General features: G+C 64.9%; 10 protein-coding genes. 5 read left to right on the top strand and 5 right to left on the bottom strand.

Going from position 1 to position 20,917, the window contains the following annotated elements; all coding sequences use genetic code 11:
- The first annotated feature begins 321 nt into the window (after nt 1-321).
- The 5 genes from IPF76_RS09995 to IPF76_RS09975 all read left to right on the top strand — a co-directional run bounded on the left by IPF76_RS09995 (nt 322) and on the right by IPF76_RS09975 (nt 7,678).
- A complete protein-coding gene (locus tag IPF76_RS09995; RefSeq protein ID WP_293843077.1) occupies nt 322-2,757 on the top strand; it encodes an NAD(P)-binding domain-containing protein in 2,436 nt (811 codons plus the stop codon).
- Nucleotides 2,757-3,638 carry a hypothetical protein gene (locus IPF76_RS09990; RefSeq protein ID WP_293843075.1) on the top strand — a complete coding sequence of 294 codons (882 nt, stop codon included), beginning with the start codon at nt 2,757-2,759 and terminating at the stop codon, nt 3,636-3,638. The genes IPF76_RS09995 and IPF76_RS09990 overlap by 1 nt, the downstream gene beginning before the upstream one ends.
- 10 nt (nt 3,639-3,648) lie before the next feature.
- Nucleotides 3,649-5,583 carry a cytochrome c3 family protein gene (locus tag IPF76_RS09985; protein WP_293843073.1) on the top strand — a complete coding sequence of 645 codons (1,935 nt, stop codon included), beginning with the start codon at nt 3,649-3,651 and terminating at the stop codon, nt 5,581-5,583.
- A gap of 43 nt (nt 5,584-5,626) precedes the next feature.
- On the top strand, nt 5,627-6,475 hold the full coding sequence (locus IPF76_RS09980) for a phosphodiesterase (protein WP_293843071.1): 849 nt from the start codon (nt 5,627-5,629) through the stop codon (nt 6,473-6,475).
- Nucleotides 6,476-6,652: 177 nt separating this feature from the next.
- On the top strand, nt 6,653-7,678 hold the full coding sequence (locus tag IPF76_RS09975; RefSeq protein ID WP_293843069.1) for an acyltransferase: 1,026 nt from the start codon (nt 6,653-6,655) through the stop codon (nt 7,676-7,678).
- A 51-nt stretch (nt 7,679-7,729) separates the two neighbouring features.
- On the opposite strand, the gene IPF76_RS09970 is transcribed toward IPF76_RS09975, so the two are convergent.
- The 5 genes from IPF76_RS09970 to IPF76_RS09950 are packed head-to-tail and all read right to left on the bottom strand — an operon-like array spanning nt 7,730 to nt 20,870.
- A complete protein-coding gene (locus tag IPF76_RS09970; protein WP_293843067.1) occupies nt 7,730-8,674 on the bottom strand; it encodes a D-2-hydroxyacid dehydrogenase in 945 nt (314 codons plus the stop codon).
- Nucleotides 8,675-8,681: 7 nt separating this feature from the next.
- The gene (locus IPF76_RS09965; RefSeq protein ID WP_293843065.1) at nt 8,682-9,038 is read right to left on the bottom strand and encodes a hypothetical protein; all 357 of its coding nucleotides are present in this window, start codon (nt 9,036-9,038) and stop codon (nt 8,682-8,684) included.
- A gap of 38 nt (nt 9,039-9,076) precedes the next feature.
- Nucleotides 9,077-10,525: a cysteine--tRNA ligase gene (gene cysS, locus IPF76_RS09960; protein WP_293843063.1), complete on the bottom strand. Its 1,449-nt coding sequence runs from the start codon at nt 10,523-10,525 to the stop codon at nt 9,077-9,079.
- Between the two features lie 46 nt (nt 10,526-10,571).
- Nucleotides 10,572-19,013, bottom strand: a complete 8,442-nt coding sequence (locus IPF76_RS09955) for a hypothetical protein (protein WP_293843061.1) — start codon at nt 19,011-19,013, stop codon at nt 10,572-10,574.
- Between the two features lie 30 nt (nt 19,014-19,043).
- Nucleotides 19,044-20,870, bottom strand: a complete 1,827-nt coding sequence (locus IPF76_RS09950; protein ID WP_293843059.1) for a ShlB/FhaC/HecB family hemolysin secretion/activation protein — start codon at nt 20,868-20,870, stop codon at nt 19,044-19,046.
- Nucleotides 20,871-20,917: the final 47 nt, after the last annotated feature.

Here is a 20,917-nt window from a genome sequence, read left to right as displayed (position 1 = left end):
CGCCTTTGGCTTGGTATGCTTTTCCTTTGGAAATAGCGGTCGCGGTCGCCGCAGCGGCTGAGCTTTGCTGTACCGCTTTGTCATGTCGCGTCCGTTGCGGCGGTATATTCTCGGTTTCGACGGACATTTCCATGCCACCGGTTGACCTTTCCCCGCTTTCAAGGGCATAGCTTTGCGTCCAGGACATATAGTCCGGGTCGCATCCGTTATGAATTCGCCGGGGGGCTGGCGAGAGGGGGGTAGGATGCCCGTGCGCGCGTTCGTCAGCATCACGACCAGCGATTGCGATAGCGGCTTTTGCCGCCGCTTGGTCGCACGCGCATGAGCGAGGCAGTCAAGGTCGCGATCATCGGGTCTGGGCCGGCGGGGCTGAGCGCGGCATCGCGCGCCGCACAGCTGGGTCTCAGCCATATCCTGCTCGAAAAGACCGACCATCTGTCGGACACCATCTTCAAATATCAAAAGGGCAAGCGCGTGCTCGCGACGCCCGAGCGGCTCGACCTGCGCTCCGACTGCCGCTTTGCCGAGGGTGCGCGCGAATATATCCTGGGCAATTGGGACGAGGACGCCGCGAACAACAAGGTGAATGTAGCGTACCACGCCGAGGTGACCGAGGTGACCGGCGAAAAGGGCGCGTTCGCGATCAAGACCGCCAAGGGCGACGTCTTTCACGCCGAGAATATCGTGCTGGCGATCGGGACGCAGGGCAATCCGAACCGGATGCGATGCGAGGGCGCCGACCTGCCGCACATCATCTATCAGGTCGACGATCCCGAGGATTTCAAGGACAAGCATATCACCGTGGTCGGATCGGGTGACGCGGGGATCGAAAACGCGCTCGGTGTCGCCGAAGAAGCGCTCGAAAACACCGTCACCATCCTCAACCGCTCAAAGGATTTCGCACGCGCCAAGGCGAAGAATGTCGCCGACATGACCGAGGCGGGCGAGAACGGCTTCATGTCGATCCGCACCGAGACGCAGCCGACGAAGGTCGAGCCCGGCTGGCTGACGCTCGACACCCCGAACGGCGAGGAAAAGATCGAGTGCGACGTGATCGTCGCGCGATTGGGATCGGTCGCGCCGCGCGGCTTTGTCGAATCGATGGGGATCGAATTTACCGGCCCCGACCGTGAGGCTTTTCCGAAACTGTCGCCGACGTTCGAGACGACGGTCCCCGGCCTCTATGTCATCGGCGCGCTCGCGGGCTATCCGCTGATCAAGCATTGCATGAATCAGGGCTATGACGTTGTCGAGTTCCTGAACGGCAACGCGGCGCTCACCTCTGCGGACGAAAAGGATCTGGCGGCGATTTTTGCCGGCCTGCCGCAGCAGAAATCGGTCAGCGAGTGGCTGGAGTATCTGCGAGCGCGGGTCAGCATCTTTGCCGATGTTTCGCCGCTGCAGATGCGCGAGTTCATGCTCGATTCGAAGGTCGCTTTTTATCGCAAGGGCGACGTCGTGTTCGAAAAAGGCGAGCCGGGGTCTTCGCTGTTCGCGATCGCCGACGGTCATGCGGTGGTCGAGGTCGGCCCCGATTTCACCGTATCGATTGAGCAGGGGTCGATCTTTGGCGAGGTCGGGCTGATTTCGGGCCGCAAGCGCGGCGCGACGATCCGCGCCGGCGAAGACAGCATTTTTGTCGAAGTGTCGCGCACCGCGGCGCTCAAGCTGATGGCGTCGGTGCCGGGCGCGAAGCGGGTGATCAACCGCATCTCGCTCGAGCGCCAATTGCTCCAGATTTTCAAGGGCGGGCTGACCGTCGATGATCTGGGACCGGTGGTCGATACCGCCGAGGTCGAGCGTGTGCCCGCGGGCAAGGTCGTGCTGACCGAGGGCGAGCAAGGCGACGACGTCTATGTGATCCGGTCGGGGTCGATGGTGGTCGAGAAGGACATCGGCGGCAAACCGATCTTCCTGCGCTATCTCCCCGCGGGCAGCTTTTTCGGCGAAATGGGCGTGCTCAGCGGGCAGCCGCGCAACGCCACGGTGAAGGCCGCGGTCGGCGCCGAATTGATCAAGCTGACCGGCGAAAGCTTCCGCAAGATGCTCGCGGCGCGCCCGCAAGTGCGCGCCGCGACCGAGGCTGCGGTGGCCGAGCGCGCGCAGATGAACGACTTCATCGAATCACGCAAAGCCAGCTATTCGAGCGCGGTCGATCTCTATTCGGACACCGCGACCTTCATCATGAGGGAGGGTCTGGGCGAGGCGACCGATGCGCTGCTGATCGATGAGAATCTGTGCGTCGGCTGCGACAATTGCGAGAAGGCGTGCGCCGACAGCCACGAAGGCTTGTCGCGGCTCGACCGCGAGGCGGGCAAGACCTTTGCGCATCTGCATGTGCCAACCAGCTGCCGCCACTGCGAGCATCCGCATTGCATGGCCGACTGCCCGCCCAACGTCATCCACCGCGGCCCTGACGGCGAAGTGTTCATGGAGCCGGGGTGCATCGGGTGCGGCAACTGCATGCGCAACTGCCCCTATGGCGTGATCCGCATGGAAGCGGCGCCGCCCGAAAAGCCGAGCCTGCTGCGCTGGCTGCTAACCGGTTTCGGCCCCGGCCCCGGCGAGCCGTCGCCCAAATGGACCAAGCAGCAGCTGGGTGACGAGAAGCCGAAGAAGATCGCGGTCAAATGCGACATGTGCAAGGGCATCGCGGGCGGCCCGGCGTGCGTGCGCGCCTGTCCGACCGGCGCCGCGATCCGCGTATCGCCCGAAGAGTTTCTGTCGATCGCGCGGCTGGAAGAGGGGACCGACTGATGGCCTTGCTCTTTCAACGGCGGCGCAACAAGGCGACCCAGACCGAGCGGGTCCGCGAGCGCAAGCATGAGGGATTTCTGCGCTATGCGGGCTTTCGCTGGGCGAAGATTTCGGGCGGGATGTGCCTGCTGATCATCATCTCCTACGCGCTGGTCGATGCAACACCGCGGCACAATGGCGGCAGCTGGTACGGTTATACGTTGGGGACGATCGGCGCGGGACTGATCCTGTGGCTGACCGCGCTCGGCTATCGCAAGCGCAAGATGACGAATGACTATTGGTCGCTTAAGGCATGGACCTCGGCGCATGTCTATCTCGGGCTCAGCCTGATCGTCATCGGCACCTGGCACACCGGGTTCCAGCTGGGCTGGAACGTCCACACGCTGGCGTGGGCATTGATGATGCTGGTGATCCTGTCGGGGCTCTATGGGGTGATCGTCTATGCGACCTTGCCCGCAGCGCTGTCGAACAACCGCGACGAGATGACGCAGATGCAGATGCTCGAGGCGATCCGCGCTTTCGACCGGCAGCTGCATAGCGCGGCGCAGCCTCTGACGCCGGAGGATACCGCGCCGGTGCTTGCCGCGCTCGATGAAGATCCCTTCGCTGGCGGCATCGTCGCGCGCCTGGGCGGGCGCTATCCGAACTGCGCGACGGCGGCAGCGCTGCGTACGCTGGCGGCGTCGCACAGCAGCGATGCCGCGGCGCGCGAAAAGGTCGTCGGGCTGCTCAAGCAGAAGGTTGCGGCGCTGGCGCGATTGCGCGCGCATCTGCGGCTGCGTGCGCTGCTCGAAATCTGGCTCTATGTGCATGTGCCGCTGACCTTTGCGCTGATCGCAGCGCTGTCGGCGCACATCATCAGCGTCTTTTTCTATTGGTAAGGCGGGGATCATGAGCTTCATCCTGCGCCGTATTTCGACGACGAAAACCGGCAAACAGATCATCCGCGACACGCCATTGCCCGGCGACGCGATCACGCTCGGCCGCGAGGGCAGCAATATCATTCACGTTGCCGATCTGGCGGTGAACCCGCACCATGCGACGATCAGCAGCGCCGATGGCCGTCATGTCCGCGTCGCGGCGAGCGAGGGACTGGGGTTCGACCTCAACGGGCGCAGCGAGACCGTCGCCGACATCGACAGCGCCGCGGGCGGCGAGCTGCGTTTTGGCGGGCATCGGCTGACGATCGCACGCGAGGGTGAGGATATCATCCTGCTCGTCGAGCGGATCGATGAGCTGTCGCAGTCGTCGAAGGATGTCGACGAGGCCAAGGCCTTCTCGCTGCAGGGCGTGATGCTGGGCAAGCGGATGGGGGCTTGGGCGTTCGGTATATTGATGCTGCTGGCGTTTCTGATCGGACCAATCTGGGCGTGGTACAGCTACAAGAATGTGAACGAGCGCCCTGACGGTTATCATGCCGACAGCGCGTGGCTCTCGGGCCCGCTGTCGAGCGCGCATGCCAGCCTGAAGAACGACTGCCAGTCGTGTCATGTCGAACCATTTGTCGCAGTGACCGACAAGGCCTGCGTCGGCTGCCACACCGGTGAGCACAAGGCGATGAGCATGGCACACGCCAATGCACCGACCGCGATGCTGCTGGCGGCGCGGCATCCGCCGGGCGTCGGCGAGCGCATCCTCGCGGGCTTCGCGAAGACCTTCAACAAGCCACAGGGGCGCTGCGTCGAGTGCCATACCGAGCATGAGGGTTCGGGGCCGATGCCCGCGACGCCGCAGAAATTCTGCGCCGATTGCCACGACGGGATGTCGGCTCGGCTCAAGACGGCGGGGCATCCCACCACGCTCGCCGACGCGGCCGATTTTGGCACCAGCCATCCAGAATTCCGCCCGGTCGTCCGCGCTGCACCCGGCGCGAGGCTGGCGCGCGCGGCGCCGGGCAAGGGGACGGTCGACTATAACGGCCTGAAATTCCCGCACGACATGCATTTGCAGGCGACCGGCGGGGTCGCGCGGATGGCGGCGAGTTTCCGCGGGCGTTACGACTTCGGGCAAAAGCTGGAGTGTGAAAATTGCCACCGCGTCGAGGCCGACGGGGTGCGCGTCAAGCCGGTCGAAATGGAACGCGACTGCGCGATGTGCCACAGCCTGGCATTCGAGACCGTCGGCGGCACGACGCGCACGCTGCGCCATGGCGAGCCCGATCAGGTTGTCGCCGACCTCACCGCCTATTACCGCTCGACCCCGCCTTCGCGGCCGCTCCAGCTGGGCGGGATGCAGCGGCGGCGCCCCGGCGCTTATGCCGAGGGACAGGTGTATAATATCTATTTCCGCGAAGTCGCGGTTCGGCCCGGCCGCGCCGAGGACGCGGTGCGCGCGGTGTTCTCAAAGGGCGGCGCCTGTTACGACTGCCATACGATCTTTGCCCCGCAGACCGGGAACAGCTGGCGCGTGGCAGCGGTGGTTCAAACCGCGCGCTACCTGCAAAAGGGCTGGTTCGACCATGACGCGCACCGCGAAACCGACTGCGCCGATTGCCACACCGCTGCGACGGGGTCGAAAACATCGGCGGACCTGCTCGTGCCGGGCCTGCGCCAATGTCGCGATTGTCATGTCGGCGAGGGCGGGGCGCGGATCGTGAAGGTCGAAACCGCGACCGAATCGCCGTGCGCGATGTGCCACGAATATCATTCGGATGGTGGCCAGCCATGGGTTCCGAACCGTCAGCGGAAGGTAAATGCCGCAGCAATCACAAATAAACCTCTGCGTGGTACCTATGATGTGAGCTTGATCACAGTCACCGGGGCGCGGGGTCTTTACAAAGTGATGTGGCGCACACCTGCTTTGCACGCGGCAAGTCGGGGCGGATAGGTTTAGGACCGGGGCCGATAATGGACCGGAGCAGGGGACGGATGTGCTGATCGCCCAGATCACCGATATCCACTTGGGATTTGATCCGGACAATCCGGCCGAGTATAACCGCAAGCGGCTCGACGAGGTGCTCGACGTGCTGATCGACGGGCCGAACCGTCCCGATCTGCTTCTCGCGACGGGCGACATTACCGATCGCGGCGACGAAGAAAGCTACCGCCGCCTCGCCAACGCCTTTTCGCGCTGCCCCTTTCCGGTGTGGGCCAGCGTCGGCAACCATGATCTGCGCGACAATTTTCATGCGCGTTTTCCCGGCCTCGATGACGGTAACGGCTTTGTCCAATATGCGATCGACCTGCCCGAACTGCGGCTGGTGACGATCGATACACTGGAGGAAGGGCGCCATGGCGGCGCCTTTTGCGACACGCGCGCCGCGTGGCTCGACGCCGAACTGGCGAAGGATCCGGCCAAGCCGACCTATATCGTCATGCACCATCCGCCGATTGAAAGCGGCATCGAATGGATGAACACGCATCCCGACGAGCCGTGGGTCAAGACCTTCACCGATGTCGTCAGCCGCAATCCGCAGGTGCGCGGGCTGATCTGCGGTCACCTGCATCGCAGCGTCACCGTGGCGTGGGAGGGGCGCACTGTCGCCATCTGTTCATCGACCGCGCCGCAGGTCTCGCTCGACCTGCGCCCGATCGATGCGAATCGACCCGACGACCGGCCAATGATCGTTGCCGAAGACCCCGCCTACGCGCTCCACCGCTGGAACGGGCGCGAACTGGTGAGCTTTTACGATTTTGCCGGCGCGCACACGATGCTGGCGAAATATGATGCGAACTTGCAGCCGCTGGTGCGGGAGTTGAAGGCCGAGCGGCCGCGCTGACCCGCGACCGCGACGTATCCATGTCGATCGTCACAGCGACGCCGTCTCCGCGTTAACGTCATTTTTATCGCGATTTCATATCGATACGTCGAACCGCGCAGTTTGTTTTCGAACGATGGGTGGCGCACCTGACACCGTTGGATCCGAATGCAGACACGCCCTTCCCCGGACAGATTGTTGCGACTCGACGGATTGCGCGGGTTAGCGGCCTGCTTCATCAGCTTTGTCTTCCATCTACGGATATTGTTCAGTCAAGAATCCAACCCGCTCAACGGCGTTCCGGGATTGGGTTGGTTTCAGCATTGGGGCTGGTCGATGGTCGATCTCTTCTTCGTACTGTCCGGCTTCGTCTTCGCACATTGCTATCTTGATGGCTGGCGCCTGCGCGCCGGGACGACGATTTCGTCTTTCGCCTTGTCCCGGTTTGCCCGTCTTTGGCCACTGCATGCCGTTTCGTTGGCCTGCATCATATTGATACTACGAGATGCTCCTGAAACCACGGTGGCGAACGCGATGACCTCGCTTGCCATGCTGCATGTTTTTCTTCCAGCACCGACCCAGACGTTGAACGGTCCAGCTTGGTCTCTTTCGGTGGAGGTGTTTTGCTACGCCGTGTTCATCCTTGCGGCGACGGCCGGTGCGCGGGCGCTTCGAGTCAGCGCTGTGGTTGCGATCTTCGCCGGAACCTATTGCATCTTTGCGCTAGGGGCCTGGGAAGCGCTCATCGGCCGCGGCCTGTTGGGGTTCTTCTGCGGGGTCATTCTGCGGCGGTATGTGAAGTTTGCCGATCCAATACCGGGCGCTGTTCTAATTGTTCCAGCGGCCTTGCCTTTTGTCATAGTCCCGGAAGGCGCTTGGTTGATCCTCACCAGCGTAGTGGCTTGGCCGGCTACCATTCTGTTGGCTTTGCGGACCAAAGTTCTGGAATCTCGCGTGATGATCTGGTTCGGCGATCGCAGTTATTCAATCTACCTGATTCATGTGCCGGTATATTTACTGGCCGCTACAGCCGTTTCGCAGCTCGGGGAACTGGGTCGGACCGGATCGATGGTCGCGACAATCATGGTTTGGATCCTGATTTTGCTCATTGCCGATTTATTCTACCGCCACCTCGAAATGCCCAGCCAAAAAGCCATATTGCAGTGGTTTCGGAAACGAGAGGGCGGTGTGCAACAACCTGCCAATGCGCTCGGTATGGAATGACCGTTCGCCCGGATTTCGCTAAAGAATCCTGAGCTTGCTCTGCCGCGCCGTTCAATAGCCCAGGGTCAGATCGACTCGCGGCTCAACCGCCGCCCCGTTATGCCAGCGCTCTAGATTCTCCAGAAACCGCTGCGCCGACCGCACGAACATCTTGTCCTGCGCGCGGCCCGACAGGTGCATGGTGATGTGGGCGTTGTCGAGGCTCCACAGCGGGTCATCGGCGGGGAGCGGTTCGGGGGTCGTGACGTCAAGGAAGGCGGACGCGATCTGCTTTTCGTTCAGCGCGGCGACGAGCGCATCCTGATCGACGACGCTGCCGCGCGCGATGTTGATGAGGGTCGCGGTCGGTTTCATTGCCGCCAACTCCTCGGCGCCGATCATGCCGTCGGTTTCAGAAGTTGCGGGGACCGCGAGGATCACCCAGTCGAAATTGCTCAGCTGTGCGCGCCATTGATCGGGTGCCAGCGTGTTCGGACCGGGCGAACGGCGCACGACGGTCATGTCGACCGCGAACGCCTTCAGCCGTTCCTCGATCAGCTTGCCGATCGCGCCATAGCCGAGCAGCAACGCCTTCGACCCGAACAGTTCGACCTTGCCCGGCGAGTCCATCAGCCATTCGCGGCGTTCCTGCGCGCGGACGACATCGCGGTATCCTTTGGCAACGGTCAGCATGCCCATCACGACATATTCGGCGATGGTGATCGCGTTGATTCCGGCGCCGTTGGTGACGACCGTGCCGCGCTGCCCAAGCAGATCGAGCGGCATGCCGTCGACGCCGGCGTAGATCGAGTTGAGCCATTTGAGGTTCGTCGCTGCGGTAATGATCGCCGCCATGTCCTTCTTGTCATACATGTCGAACCAGCCGATTTCGGCGTCGGGTGCGAGGCTGAGGGCTTCGTCCTTCGACCGGAAAAAGCGCGGCTCGACCCAGTCGGGCAGGCGGGTTTCGACGAGCGGCCGGATGAGCCCCGACAGGACGGTGACGGTCTTGGTCATAAAATCCCTACTGCTGAAATGCGTGCCGGCCTGCCCAAGCGAGCGGGACGAGGCCGATCAGATCGACGAGCGCGATGGTGGTGAGTTGAGCTGGGCGCCCGTATGACTGGTAGAGAAACAGGAAGCTGAGCATCGAGATCGCGGCGAGCATGGTCGCGATCTTGCGCCCGCCGGGGTCGAAGGCGGCCCAGACGCACGCGACGAGCACCGCGAAGAACAGCGCCGCGCGGTGATGCATCAAGAGGAAGAGCGCACTGTCCGGCGCGACGCCATAAAGCCGCGTGATCAGCGCCGGCCGGACCAGCGCGAGCGCGGGGACAAGATGGGCAAGACCGACAAGCAGCCAGCAGATCAGTTGCGACATGCAACGAAGCTAGCAGTCCGCCGAGTCAGGGCAAGTCTCTAATTGGCGTCGAGCCGCCAATCCCACCCGAGCGGGTCGCCATCCATCACCTCCACCCCCGCGGCGATGAGCTCGTCGCGGAGTGCGTCGGAGGCGGCGAAGTCCTTTGCGGCGCGCGCGTCCTGGCGGCGCCCCAGCGTGGCTTTGATCTCGTCCTCGCCGATCGTTGTGGACTTGGGCCGAACGCGCAGATCGCTGCGCTCGATGGTCAACAGGTCGAGCCCGAGCACGGCATCCATTGCTGCGAGCGTTGCGCGCTTCTGGCCTGCGTCGATCTTTTTCATCGCCGCCGCTTCCTCGATCAAGGTCAGCGCGACCGCCGTGTTGAGATCATCCGAAATCGCCATGTCGAATTTCGCGAGCAGATCGGTTAGCCGGTGGTCGGTGACCTCGGCGCTCTCGGCCTCGCGGACCGGCACGGCAGCCATGACGAGCCGTTTGAGCCGCGTCAGCGCGGCGCCAAGGCCTTCCCACGAAAACTCCAGCTCGCTGCGGTAATGCGCCTGCAGGCACATCAGCCGAAAGGCGAGCGGGTGGTAGCCCTTATCGATCAGCAACTGGACGCGCAGGAATTCGCCGCTCGATTTCGACATCTTGCCGCTGCGTTCGATCAGGAAATTATTGTGCATCCAGATGCGCGCGCCGCTGGCGTCGCTGCAGCTGTGCGCCTGGTTCTGCGCGATCTCGTTTGGGTGGTGGATCTCGCGGTGGTCGATGCCGCCGGTGTGGATGTCGAAGGGGAAACCGAGCAACGCTTCGGACATCACCGAACATTCGAGGTGCCAGCCGGGGGCTCCGCGGCCCCAGGGCGAATCCCATTCCATCTGGCGCGTCTCGCCCGCCGGGGTTTTGCGCCAGATCGCGAAGTCGGCGGCGTGGCGCTTGCCTTCGACCTCTTCGATACGGCCTTCACCATCCTCGGTTTTTGCGCGTGCGAGAGCGCCATAGCGGGCGACCGTTGAGGTGTCGAAATAGAGGCCGCCCTCCAGCTCGTAGCAATGCTTGGCCGCAATCGCCTTCGCAAACTCGATCATCTGCGGCACATAATCGGTGGCGATCGACCAGTGCGCCGGCTGGCGGATGTTGAGCGCTTTCACATCGGCCCAATAGGCCTCGGTATAATGGCGCGCGATGTCCCAGATTGACTGCGCCTTTTCTGCCGCCATCTTTTCCATCTTGTCTTCGCCCGCATCGGCGTCGTCGGTCAGATGGCCGACGTCGGTGATGTTGATGACGTGGGTGAGCTTGTAACCCTTGAACGACAGCGTGCGGCCCAGCGTGTCGGCAAAGACGTAGGCGCGCATGTTGCCGATGTGCGGGTAATTATAGACCGTCGGGCCGCAGCTATAGACACGCGCCTCGCCGGGGTGGACGGGCTGGAATTCTTCCAGCTGGCGCGTCAGGCTGTTGAACAGCATCAGCGGCTGCGGGGCAGGGGCGTCGGTCATATCCGCGCCCATGCCCCGCCCCACGCGGCTGCGTCAACCGAAAGCCTTACGGCTGCTCGGTCGGCGTCCACAGATCGTCGTTGCCCGCGCCCGTAACCGGATCGTCGAGCAGCGGCTCGCCGCTCAGCGGATCGAGGTCGCGCATCGTGATCAGCGGCACTGGCAGGCTCTGGCCGTTGCCGTCCTCATCCTCGGCATCGGCCTCTTCCTCGATCACATCCTGGACCGGGAAGCTCGATTCAAACTCGGGTTCCGGGGGCGGCAGCACGCCGCAGGCGGCAGGGTTGGCGATGAAGCACCCGTTGAAGGTCGAGCGCGGGTCGAAGCTCCCCGCCGACGGCGCCGATCCGCCGATGGTCAGCAACGGCACGGTGTCGAGCCCTGTGACCTGACCATTCGGCCCGATTTGAACGCCATTGACGACGATCCGCGAGCCGCTTCCTTCAGTCAGGACGTCGAGCCCACCAGCGCCAAAGGTCAATCCGCGGCGGCTGGCGAAATCGGTGCCGCTGCCGCTGTTCTGGACATAGAAGCCGCCGATGATTTCGGCGCGGATGCCGCGCGCGAACAGCGAGCCTTCGTCGAGCACCACGCCGTCGTTCTGCGCAAGGCGGGCTTCGATCGCGTCGGTCGTCGTTGCCGCGCCGACATCGTTTATCGCGGCAGTGGTTGCGACGATGATGTCGTCGGACACCATGTTGAGCTGTCCGGCGGCGGCGCTGCCGTTGACCAGCCGCACCGTGCCCTGGCCCAGAATGACTTCGAGTGCATCGTCGGCGAACAGGTTCAGCGCGTTGGTATCAGACAGTCCAGTCAGCCGGACATTGCCGATGACGCGCATCTTGCCCGGGGTGCGGATGGTCAGCGCACCATTGGCGCCAAGGTTCGACCCGGCAGCCCCCCCGGCGACCGTGAAGCTGTCGATGATGACATCGGGCGGAGCGCTGCTGCCAACCGATGTATTGTTCGCCGCTTCGACGTTCGGCGCAAAGACCTCGATATTCGTGCCGAACAGCCGCGTCAGTTCGGCGGCGTCAAGGTGGAAGCCGCTGCGTGTTCCGGTGCCACCGACGAAGGTCTGGCGGAAGACGTCGTTGTTCTCGATCGACAGCGCTTCGGTGCTGCCCGCGGTGCCGACGCGCGCGCCGCTGGCGATGGTGATGTCGTTCGATTGCAGCGCGATATTGCGCGCGGTCAACACGTTGTTGATGATGATGTCACCTTGCGTCGTCGCGTTGGCGACGTTGGCCGCGAGTTGATCGATGACGATATCGCCGCTGCTCAGCGAACTGAGTGCCGCCCGTCCGGCCACGACGCTCGACGTAATCGTCAGCGAGCCCGAGGTGCTGGTCACCGCTGCGTCGCCGACATCGGCGTCGAGCACCGCAAAGACAATGTTGCCGTTGGTGCGCAGGTCGATGCTGTTGCCCGTCGCAGTCACCGGACCCCCGGAAGCCAGCCCGTTGGAGGTCACCGCGCCATTGCTCGCATCGAGCAACGTCGCGCCGCCGGCCTGGATGCTGTCTGCGTTGACCCCGTTCGGTCCGGTCAGCGTCAACTGGCCGGTGCCGGTGGTCTGGGCGCGGACGATGGCGATGCTGTCGCCGGTGAGCAGCAGATCGCCTCCTGCGCTGACGCGTCCGCCGGTAATGTCGCCCGATGTCGTGATCGTCAGGTTGTTTCCGGCGCGCACCGTGTCGATGAACGTGCCGCCGGGGGTGGCCAGTGCCTGGAGATCGGCGGCCAACGCGGTCATCGTGACGTTGCGCCCGGCTTCGACGGGTCCGGTGATGTTGATCGCACCTGTCGAAGCGACAAGGACGTCGGTGAATGCGTCCAGCCCCGCCAGCGTCGTGTCGCCGCCCTGCGTCTGAATATCGCTGCTGCTGCCGATGACACCAAGACCTTGCGTGGCGGCGCCACTGATCGCGATCGTGCCGGGCGTGAAGGCGAAAATATCGTCGCCTGCCGACAGCGCCGATGCGCCGATCGACCCTCCCGCCGAAAGGCGGACATCGGACCCGTCGGTCGCCGAGACCCCTTCGCCCGAACTGATCGTAAAGCCGTTGCCCGCGACAAACCCCAGAATGGCTGTGTCGGCGCCGGCGCCCGTCGAGTTGACGCCGGTTGCGGTCAGATCGCCGCCCGCGCGTACATCGACATCGTCGCCCGCCGTAATGCCATTGAGCGATGCCGTCGTGCCTGCGATGACCAGCATGTCTTCACCCGCATTGCCGCCCGTGATGGTTGCCGACCCACCGGCGCTGACACCGAACATGCGGGCCGCGGCGCTGTTCGCCAGCACGACATCTCCCGCGGCCTCGACGAACAGATTGCCCTGGGTCGCAATTCCGCTGGGATCCGCGAAGCCACCATTTGCGGTTGCCGAAGCATTGACATTCGCGTTGGAATTCAGACGGATGTCGCCACCTGCGATATAGGTTCCGGTCAAATTCCCGTCGGCAAAGATCGAAATCGTTCCGGCGACATCGGCCTGATTGACAGCCACTGCGCCGCCCAATCCCAACGCGAAGAGCGAGGCGCCGCCCGTCACGGCGCCGGTGAGCGCGATGCTGTCGCCGGTCAGGTTGATGTCGCTGCCCGCCGCAATGTCGGCGCCTGAGATCGCGTTCACGGCCGAAAGATCGACCGTGCTGCCGGCATCGATCGCCGCAAAGCCGATACTGTCGCCGTCGATGCTGGTCGCAAGACCCGATGCCAGTGTGCCGGTGGTGGTCACTGCGCCCGCCGCCGTCAGCGCCAGATTGTCGAACGCCGCCATGTTGCCGCCGCCGATGCCGCCCGCCGATGCGGTGAGCACGATGTTCGAGTCGTTGGGGGGCGAGAAGTTGATCTGGAAGAAGCTGGGGCCGGGTGGGCTGAACGGTCCATAGGTCAGCGTGCCGTCGTCGGGGCCGGTACCGGTGGTTGCGATGCCGTTGGCGATAATTCCGCCCGGTGCGGTCACCGTCAGATCGTCGCCCGCGGTGATGTCGGTCAGCGTTGCCGTCGTTCCGGCGAGCACGAGCAGATCTTCACCGATGTTGGCCCCGTTCATCGAGGCCGACCCGCCCGCGCGCACCCCGAACATCCCGGCGGCGCTGCTGTCGGTCATGGCGACATCGCCGTCGGCGTCGACAAAGACGCTGGCGGCGATAGGCGTGCCGCTGCTCGAGCTTTCAAATCCGGTCGCATTCGCCGAGGCGCCGATATTGGCGCCGGAGGTGAGGCGAATATCGCCTTCAGCGTTATAGGCACCAGTAATATCGCCGGTCGCGACGATCGTAATATCGTCGACGACATTGGCGAGGGCGATGGCCACCGGACCGGCGCTGCCGCTGGCGAACAGCGAGCCGCCCGCCGCGAGCGTGCCGCCGATCGCAATCACGCTGGCGTTGAGGTTGATGTTGCCGCCCGCGGCGATCGACCCGCCGGTGATTCCTTGGGCCCCAAGCGTGTTGCCGGTGGCGTTCAGGAATACCGAGAACCCGGCGTCGATGTTGTTAAAAACGATCGACTGGCCATCGACCTGCACAAAGCCGCCCGCGGTCGAATTGCCCAGATCGACTGCGCCGGGCGATGTAATGAGGATGTCCCCGCCGGTGATGATCGAGTTGAGCCCGGTCCGGAAGCTGGCGCCGCTGGCGGTGAAATCGTTGGTCGCTTCGGCATGTTCGACCGACGCGGCTCCCGCGGCCGCGATGACGATATTGTTGCCGTCGAGCCGGTCGATCCCGATGCCGCCGAGCGTCGAGGTGAGCGACAGCGTGCCGCCTGCGTCCAGCAAGCTGCCCGGCGCACTGCTGATGCTGCCCGCGGTTGCGGTGAGATTGCCGCTCGCGGTGATTGTCGGCGCGGTTCCTACGCGCAAATCGTGCCGGATGTCGATCTGATCGGCGGCGGTGATGCTGAGGTCGCCGCCGACGGCAACGGTGCCGTTCGATTGGGCATAGGTACCCAGCGAACTGTCGGTGGTCAGCGTCATATCGCCGCTGGTCGAAATCGTGCCGCCCGTTGCAGCGAGAAAGATTCCCGCGGGCGCTTCGTCGGTGTCGTTGTTCGTCGGCGGTGCGGACCCCAATGCTTCGGCCGTCAGGCTGGCGAAGCTGATATTGCCCGTGTTGCGGATTTCGATCCGGCCTGCGGAGTCGCCGTTCGCCGCGATCGTGGTCGTGCCAAGCGCGATCGCTCCCATCCCCGCCGACGTGACGGAGGTGTCGATGACAGCCCGCCCGCCGGTTGTGCCGAACACCCCGCCGGCGGCGCCATTGCCCGCCGTTCCGGTGCCGCCGCTGCCCTCCGCGCCCGACGCGCCGCTGACCGTGATGTCGACGGCACTGCCATTCGAGGTGATCGTGCCGCCATTGGCCGACAGGCGCACCGTGCCGCCCGCACCGCCGCCGCCGATGCCGCCATCGCCGCCAACGCGCATGCCGCCGAAGCCGTTGAAAGCGCCGTTGCCGCCGTTGCCGCCGGTCGCCGCGCTACTGAGCGACACGATGCCGCTGGTTTCGGGTGTCATCGCGACCGTCGCGCCGTTGCTCGCTGCGATTTCGAGGGTGCCGCCGGTCGCATCGCCGCCGTTGCCGCCAGCGCCGCCAACGATGTTATCCGAAAAGAAGTTGCTGTTCGCGCTGCCACCGTTGCCGCCAGTGGCCGCGGTGACGAAATTGGCTTGAGTGACGCTGATGTTCGCGTTGGCACCGTCCGCCTCGATCCGCCCGGTGCCGCCGCTCGCGGTGCCGCCGTTGCCGCCTGCACCGTCATCGCCAAAGCCGCCGTTACCGCCATCGGCCGACGCATTCACGGTCAACGCCAGTGCGCCCGCATCGAAATCGGTTACGATGACTTGCGCTAGCCCGCCGATGCCGCCGCCGCCGCCGCCGCCCACGGTTCCAAACCCGCCCGCCCCGCCTGAGCCGGTTGAAGCGCTGTTGACCGTCCCGGTGGCGGTGAATCCCGTCGCGAAATCGATTGTTGCGATGCCGCCCTGACCGCGTCCGCCAGTCCCGCCGACGCCGATTCCGGTCACCGATCCCGAACTGCTCGACGCCAGCACATTGCCGCCGTCACCCCCGATGCTGCCGGCATCGACAATCAGGTCGTTCGTCGTCAGCGTACCCGATAGGATGTTGATTGTCGCAGACCCACCCAGCCCATCGCCGCCATCACCGCCATCGCCGGCCACGCCGTTAAAGACAAAAAAGGCGCCGCCTTCGCCGCCCTCGCCACCGGCATAGGCGGCAAGCGTCGCGGTTTGCACCACCGCGGTGCCGTCAATGTTGATCGTTGCGGTACCGCCCTGGCCGTTGCCGCCCCTCCCGGTCGGCGTCGGCAGTGCCGGATCATCGTCGTCGCCGTTCGCGCCGTTGCCCCCAGTGCCGTCGGCGGAAGCCGAAACATTGCCGCCGGTCAGGGCGCCGCCGAACAGGTTGATCGTCGCGGTGCCGCCGATCCCGAGGCCGGAAACGGCGGTATCGAAACCGCCGCGACCCGATGCCGAAACCGACAGCGTGCCGACCGTGACGGTGCCGCCGGTTTGGGTAAATGTCGCGGTGCCGCCGCGCCCCGTTCCGGCGACGATGCCGCCAATACCATTTGCGCTGATGTCGAGCAGGGTGGCGGTAAAGGTGCCGCTCTGCATGTCAAAGGTCGCGGTGCCGCCGACGGCGCCAGCGGCACCATTGCCGGCGTTGATGCCCTCAGAAAAGCTCTGGGTGGCGCCATTCGCATTAAAAAAGATATCATCGAACGTCATGCTGCCGGTGCCGGTGGCGCTGTTGCGCACCCGGATCAGCACCGTCCCGCCGACGCCGGATTCAAGCGGCGACGCCGCTTCGGTCAAGTTGCCGCCTGATACGCCGCTGGCCGAGAAGCTGGCGAAATTGGCCATCGAAATTGTGCCGCCGTCGGCAATCATCTGGATTGTGCCGCCGCGGGCAAGGACGTCATTGGCGGCGGCGCCGCTGGACGCCGTCGCCAAAAATTCGTTGAAGCCGCCGGAATTGGTTGCGCTGATCGTGCCGTTGTTGATTGCGGTCAGGTCGATGGTGCCGCCGGTGACCGCCCCGCCGCTGGTGTCGGCATTGGGGCGCTGGGCGCCGGCATCGACAAAAAAGGATCCCGTGGTGATCGTGCCGCTATCGGCGGTCAGGTCGATATTGCCGCCCAGCGCGGTGCCCGCGGCCAGCGCTCCCGACGACACGAAATTGCCGCCTGCCGCATTGATGTTCGTATTGCCATCGGTGGAAAACAGGCCGCCGGTTGTCGCACTGATTACGACATCGCCGCCCGTACCGTTTCCGATGCTTTCGCTGACGCTGGTAAGGCCGCTGACGTTGATCGACGTGTTGCCGTCGTTGATGATGCTGCTGCCGTTCGCGACGGCGAGCATGACGGTGCCGCCGACCGCGTCGCCCGACGCGGCGGTCAGGTTGCTGGGCGACAGTGCGCCGCCGCTGCCGGCGACCGCGCTGAGCGCCAGATCGGTCATATCGACCGCAATGCCGCCATCGACCGACAGGCTGACCGTGCCCCCGGTGCCATCGGCGCCGGTCGCGCCTTCGATCCCGCTGCTGTCACCGCCGATCCCGTTGGCGGACATGGCGACTGCGCCCATATTGACGATTGTCGTGGCGGGTGCGTTGATCTCGATCGCGGCGCTGCCGCCGGTTCCTGCGCCGCCATTTTCGGTCGGTATTGCGGCCAGCGATTGCGAAATGCCGGTGCCGCCTACGCCATCGGCGCTGACGCTGGTTCCCAGCGTATTGAACGATGTTCCGTCGCCCGTTACGTTAATCCGCGTGGTCCCGCCCGTTCCGCTGCCCGACTGGATATTGCCCGTCTGGCCGATCCCGGCCGCGGCGACGCTGAGCTGGCCGTTGATCGAAAGCGCGCCGCCGTTTTCGACGGTCAGCGTCGCATTGCCGCCGGTGCCATTGCCGCTGTTGTCGACCGCAGTCCCCACGCCACTTGAGTCGAAGGTGACGCCGCCGCCGATGCCCGTCGATTGAATATTCAGGCCGTTGGCAGTGAGCGTGCTGCCGGTACCCGAGATCAGGACGGCCGCGTCGCCTCCCGCCCCGTCGCCGCCGTCGCCGCCGGTTCCGATGCCTCCCGCGCCGATCGATGCGACGGTGATGAAGCCGGCCGTGACCGAGCCGCCGAGGGCCGACAAGGTCGCGTTGCCGCCCTGCCGTGACCCGTCGGCCTGAAGCTGTCCCAGCGACTGGAGCGACAAGGTGCCGTCGACTTCGATCGCTTGATCGGCCCCGGCGGTCAGCGTCGCGCCGGTGTCGCCGCCGAAATCGGCGTCGCCAAGGACGATGATCTTGCCGGTTTGCGGGGTCAGAGGCGCGCTGGGCGGGATCATATTGTCGGGCCGACCGGCAAAGGTGCCGCTGGCGTGCGCCACCACGCTGCTGCTGAACAACGTATCGCCGACGGTGATGTTTGCGGCGGTCGCGTTCACCGGTGTATCGTTGAGCTCGCCATTGGTGATGTTGTACCCGGCCGACAGGCGCACCGCGCCGTTGGGATCGACCTGCGCCGATACGGCGTCATAGCCGATCTGCCCCGACACCAGCATCGTGACCGCCAGATTCTTGGGGATCGCGACCATATAGACGCGGCTGTCGTTCGGGTTGCTGTCCACATGTCCGGGGCCGCCGGTGGTGCCGGTGTGGGTGATGACGTTGCCGCCCTCGGCGCCGACCAGCACATTGATGTCGAAGAGACCGCCGTTGATGCGGATGTCGGCCTGTTCGGCGGCGACATAGCCGACCGATCCGTCGACGCGAACCGCGCCCGCCTGAACCACGCGCGGGGCGACCAGTGCGACATAGCTGCTCCCGGGACTCAACGCATTATTGGCGTTGATCGCACCGTTGACGGTGATCGCCGACGTACTGCCTGACGCGCCACGGAAGCGGATTTCGCCCGACGGGCCAAGCAGGCCGCCAGCGGTGAGGACGTCGTTTGCTGTCAGCACCAGGCTGCCGACGTTGAGGACCCCGGTCGCGCCGATCAGGATCCCGCCGGCATTGTAGAACCAGATATTGCCGCCGCGTCCGCCCGAAGTGGCGAAGTCGATGCTGTTGACGGTGCCGTTGATCGCGATCTGATCGGCGATCGGCAGGCCCGCGCCCGATACGAAGCGGTTGAGCACGATATATTGCCCGGTGCCCGTAAAGTTCAGCGCATTGCCGGTCGGCAGAAAATCGATCACGCCGCCGACCGGCGCGTTCGACGGCGTCCAGTTGATGATCGTCTGATCGCCTGTCGTGGTGACGGTGGTTGGTCCCGGTCCCGGCGGCGAGATGGTCGGGGTGCTGAGCCCGGGACCGGTGACGCCCTGTCCGGCACCCGCGACTTGCGCGAGGGCGGGGCCGCCATGGGCGAGCGCGGCAAGCCCCGCCATGATGGCGCAACTTTCGAGGAGGTGGCGCCTGCCGTTGCGGGTCGGTGCGAAATTGGCCGTGGCACGCATGTCTGTGGTCCTCGAGGTCATCGTCATGGGTCAGCGCGCCTTCACACCAAATTGAGTCGTCAGCGACACCAGCAAGCGCGGATCAGGCTTTTGCGCCAGGAAACCACCGCGGTTGAGCGGCACCGCCGCCGTCACGTCGAGCCGCGCGACATCCCCATAGGCAACGCGGACCCCGCCGCCTGCCGAATAGAGTTTCTGCGGATTGATGCCGTTAAAGGCGGTGTCCTTGTTCCACACCCACGCAGCGTCGAAAAAGGCGAAGGGCTGGATCGCAAACGCCTTGGTATTGGCGGGAACGAAAGAGCCGTAGCGCGCCTCAAGCGCGACCCCGACGCCGCTGTCGCCGATGATCGTGCCGGGGTCGAAGCCGCGCCCAACGGTGAAATTGCCGCCGGAAAATTCTTCATAGGCAAGCAGCGGGTCGCTCGCCCATTGGGCGCGCGGCGCAGCGGACAGGGTGAACAATTTATGCGGCCGCCATTCGGCGAGCGCGTTGGCGCGCAGCAGGAACGCGTCGGGCTTGCCCTCGACGCGGGTCAGCGGCACCGCGCCGGGCAGGAAACAGGTGGCGCCGCCCGGACCGCAATTGTCGCTGGCGCCGAGGAAATTGACCCCCTGCCGCGCTTCGAGCGCGGTCGATAGCGCCCAGCGCGGTTCGCTGGGGCTGAACCCGTCACGGCCGGCGACCGATCCCGTATCGATCCAGCTGGCATCGGCGCGCAGATTGAACACGCGCAGCCGGTCACGGTTGATCGGTACGCCGCCAAGGCCGATGTCCTGATCGATCAGGTCGAGACCGCCCCCGATCGTCAGGCGCCGCGCTTGCGTCAGTGTCACCGGATAGGAGGCGAACAGGCTGGCGATCTGCGTTTTCGATTTGATCGGGAAGGCGGCAATGTCGGGACGCGTCCACGCGTAGGTGTAGCTGGCACCCAAGCGCAGCCCTTCGCCGCCGACGCGGAACTCGTGCGCCAACTGGACAACTTGCTGTTCGTCGAAATCGGGGGTCGAATAGAAGCTGGCGGTGGTAAGGTCGCCCATGCCGGTCAATCCGGCAAAGCGGACGCGCGCCACGCCGCCCCAGCGTCCGACGTCGCGCGAGCCGAAATTCTGGACGTTGAAGTCGACGAGGATCGGGGTGCGCGCCACCGTGACTTCGCCGACCACCTCGCCCGGCGCGCTGCCGGGGCGCAGCGTCAGCCGCGCATCCATCCCCGGAATATCGCGCGCGAGGAGCAGATAGCGTTCGGCATCGATAATGTTGAACACCGGCTGGTCGTCGAGGCGCGAGAGATAGCGTTGCAGCAGCGGTTCGTTGGCGCCGGCGTCGCCGCGCACTTCGATCCGCGACATCCGCGCCGCGAGAATGTCGAGCCGCACGACCCCGTCGTCGATCGTTTGCGGCGGCACGCGAACCGCCGCCAGATAGCCTTGCGCGCGCAGCATCGTCGCCGCGCGATCGCGAATGTCGCAGACGACCGAAATCGGCAGATCCTGACCGACCCGGTCGGACCAGCTGGGTGCCAGCATCGCGTTATCAATGCCCTCGACGCTCGAAAATTCGACCCCGCGCAGCGTGATGCGGACGTTGGCGAATTCGGGATTGGCCAGCGGACAGGGCGCGCGCTCGATGCCGTCGTCGGCAGTCACCACCTGTTCGGTGGGGGGAGCTGGTGGGGGGAGCGTCGGTTGCTGGATTTCCTCGCGGGTCGGAATCTGCGGGGTGGCCTGCGCCAGCGCCGCGCTCGGCAATGTGGCGGCGGCGATCAGCGCCGCCGAACCGCAAAGTCTGTTGCGAAGGGTGGCCCGTTGCTCTCGAACCCCCTCAAATATCCCCTGAGCCCCCGTGAACATCATCACCCCTTGTGTACGAACGCAGCCGCGAAATCGCGGTCCGGAAATTC

This window comes from Sphingopyxis sp., assembly GCF_016704835.1.
GTDB lineage: Bacteria > Pseudomonadota > Alphaproteobacteria > Sphingomonadales > Sphingomonadaceae > Sphingopyxis.
The sequence above is the reverse complement of the archived record's forward strand: the minus strand, read 5'-3'. Positions and strand labels throughout refer to the sequence as shown.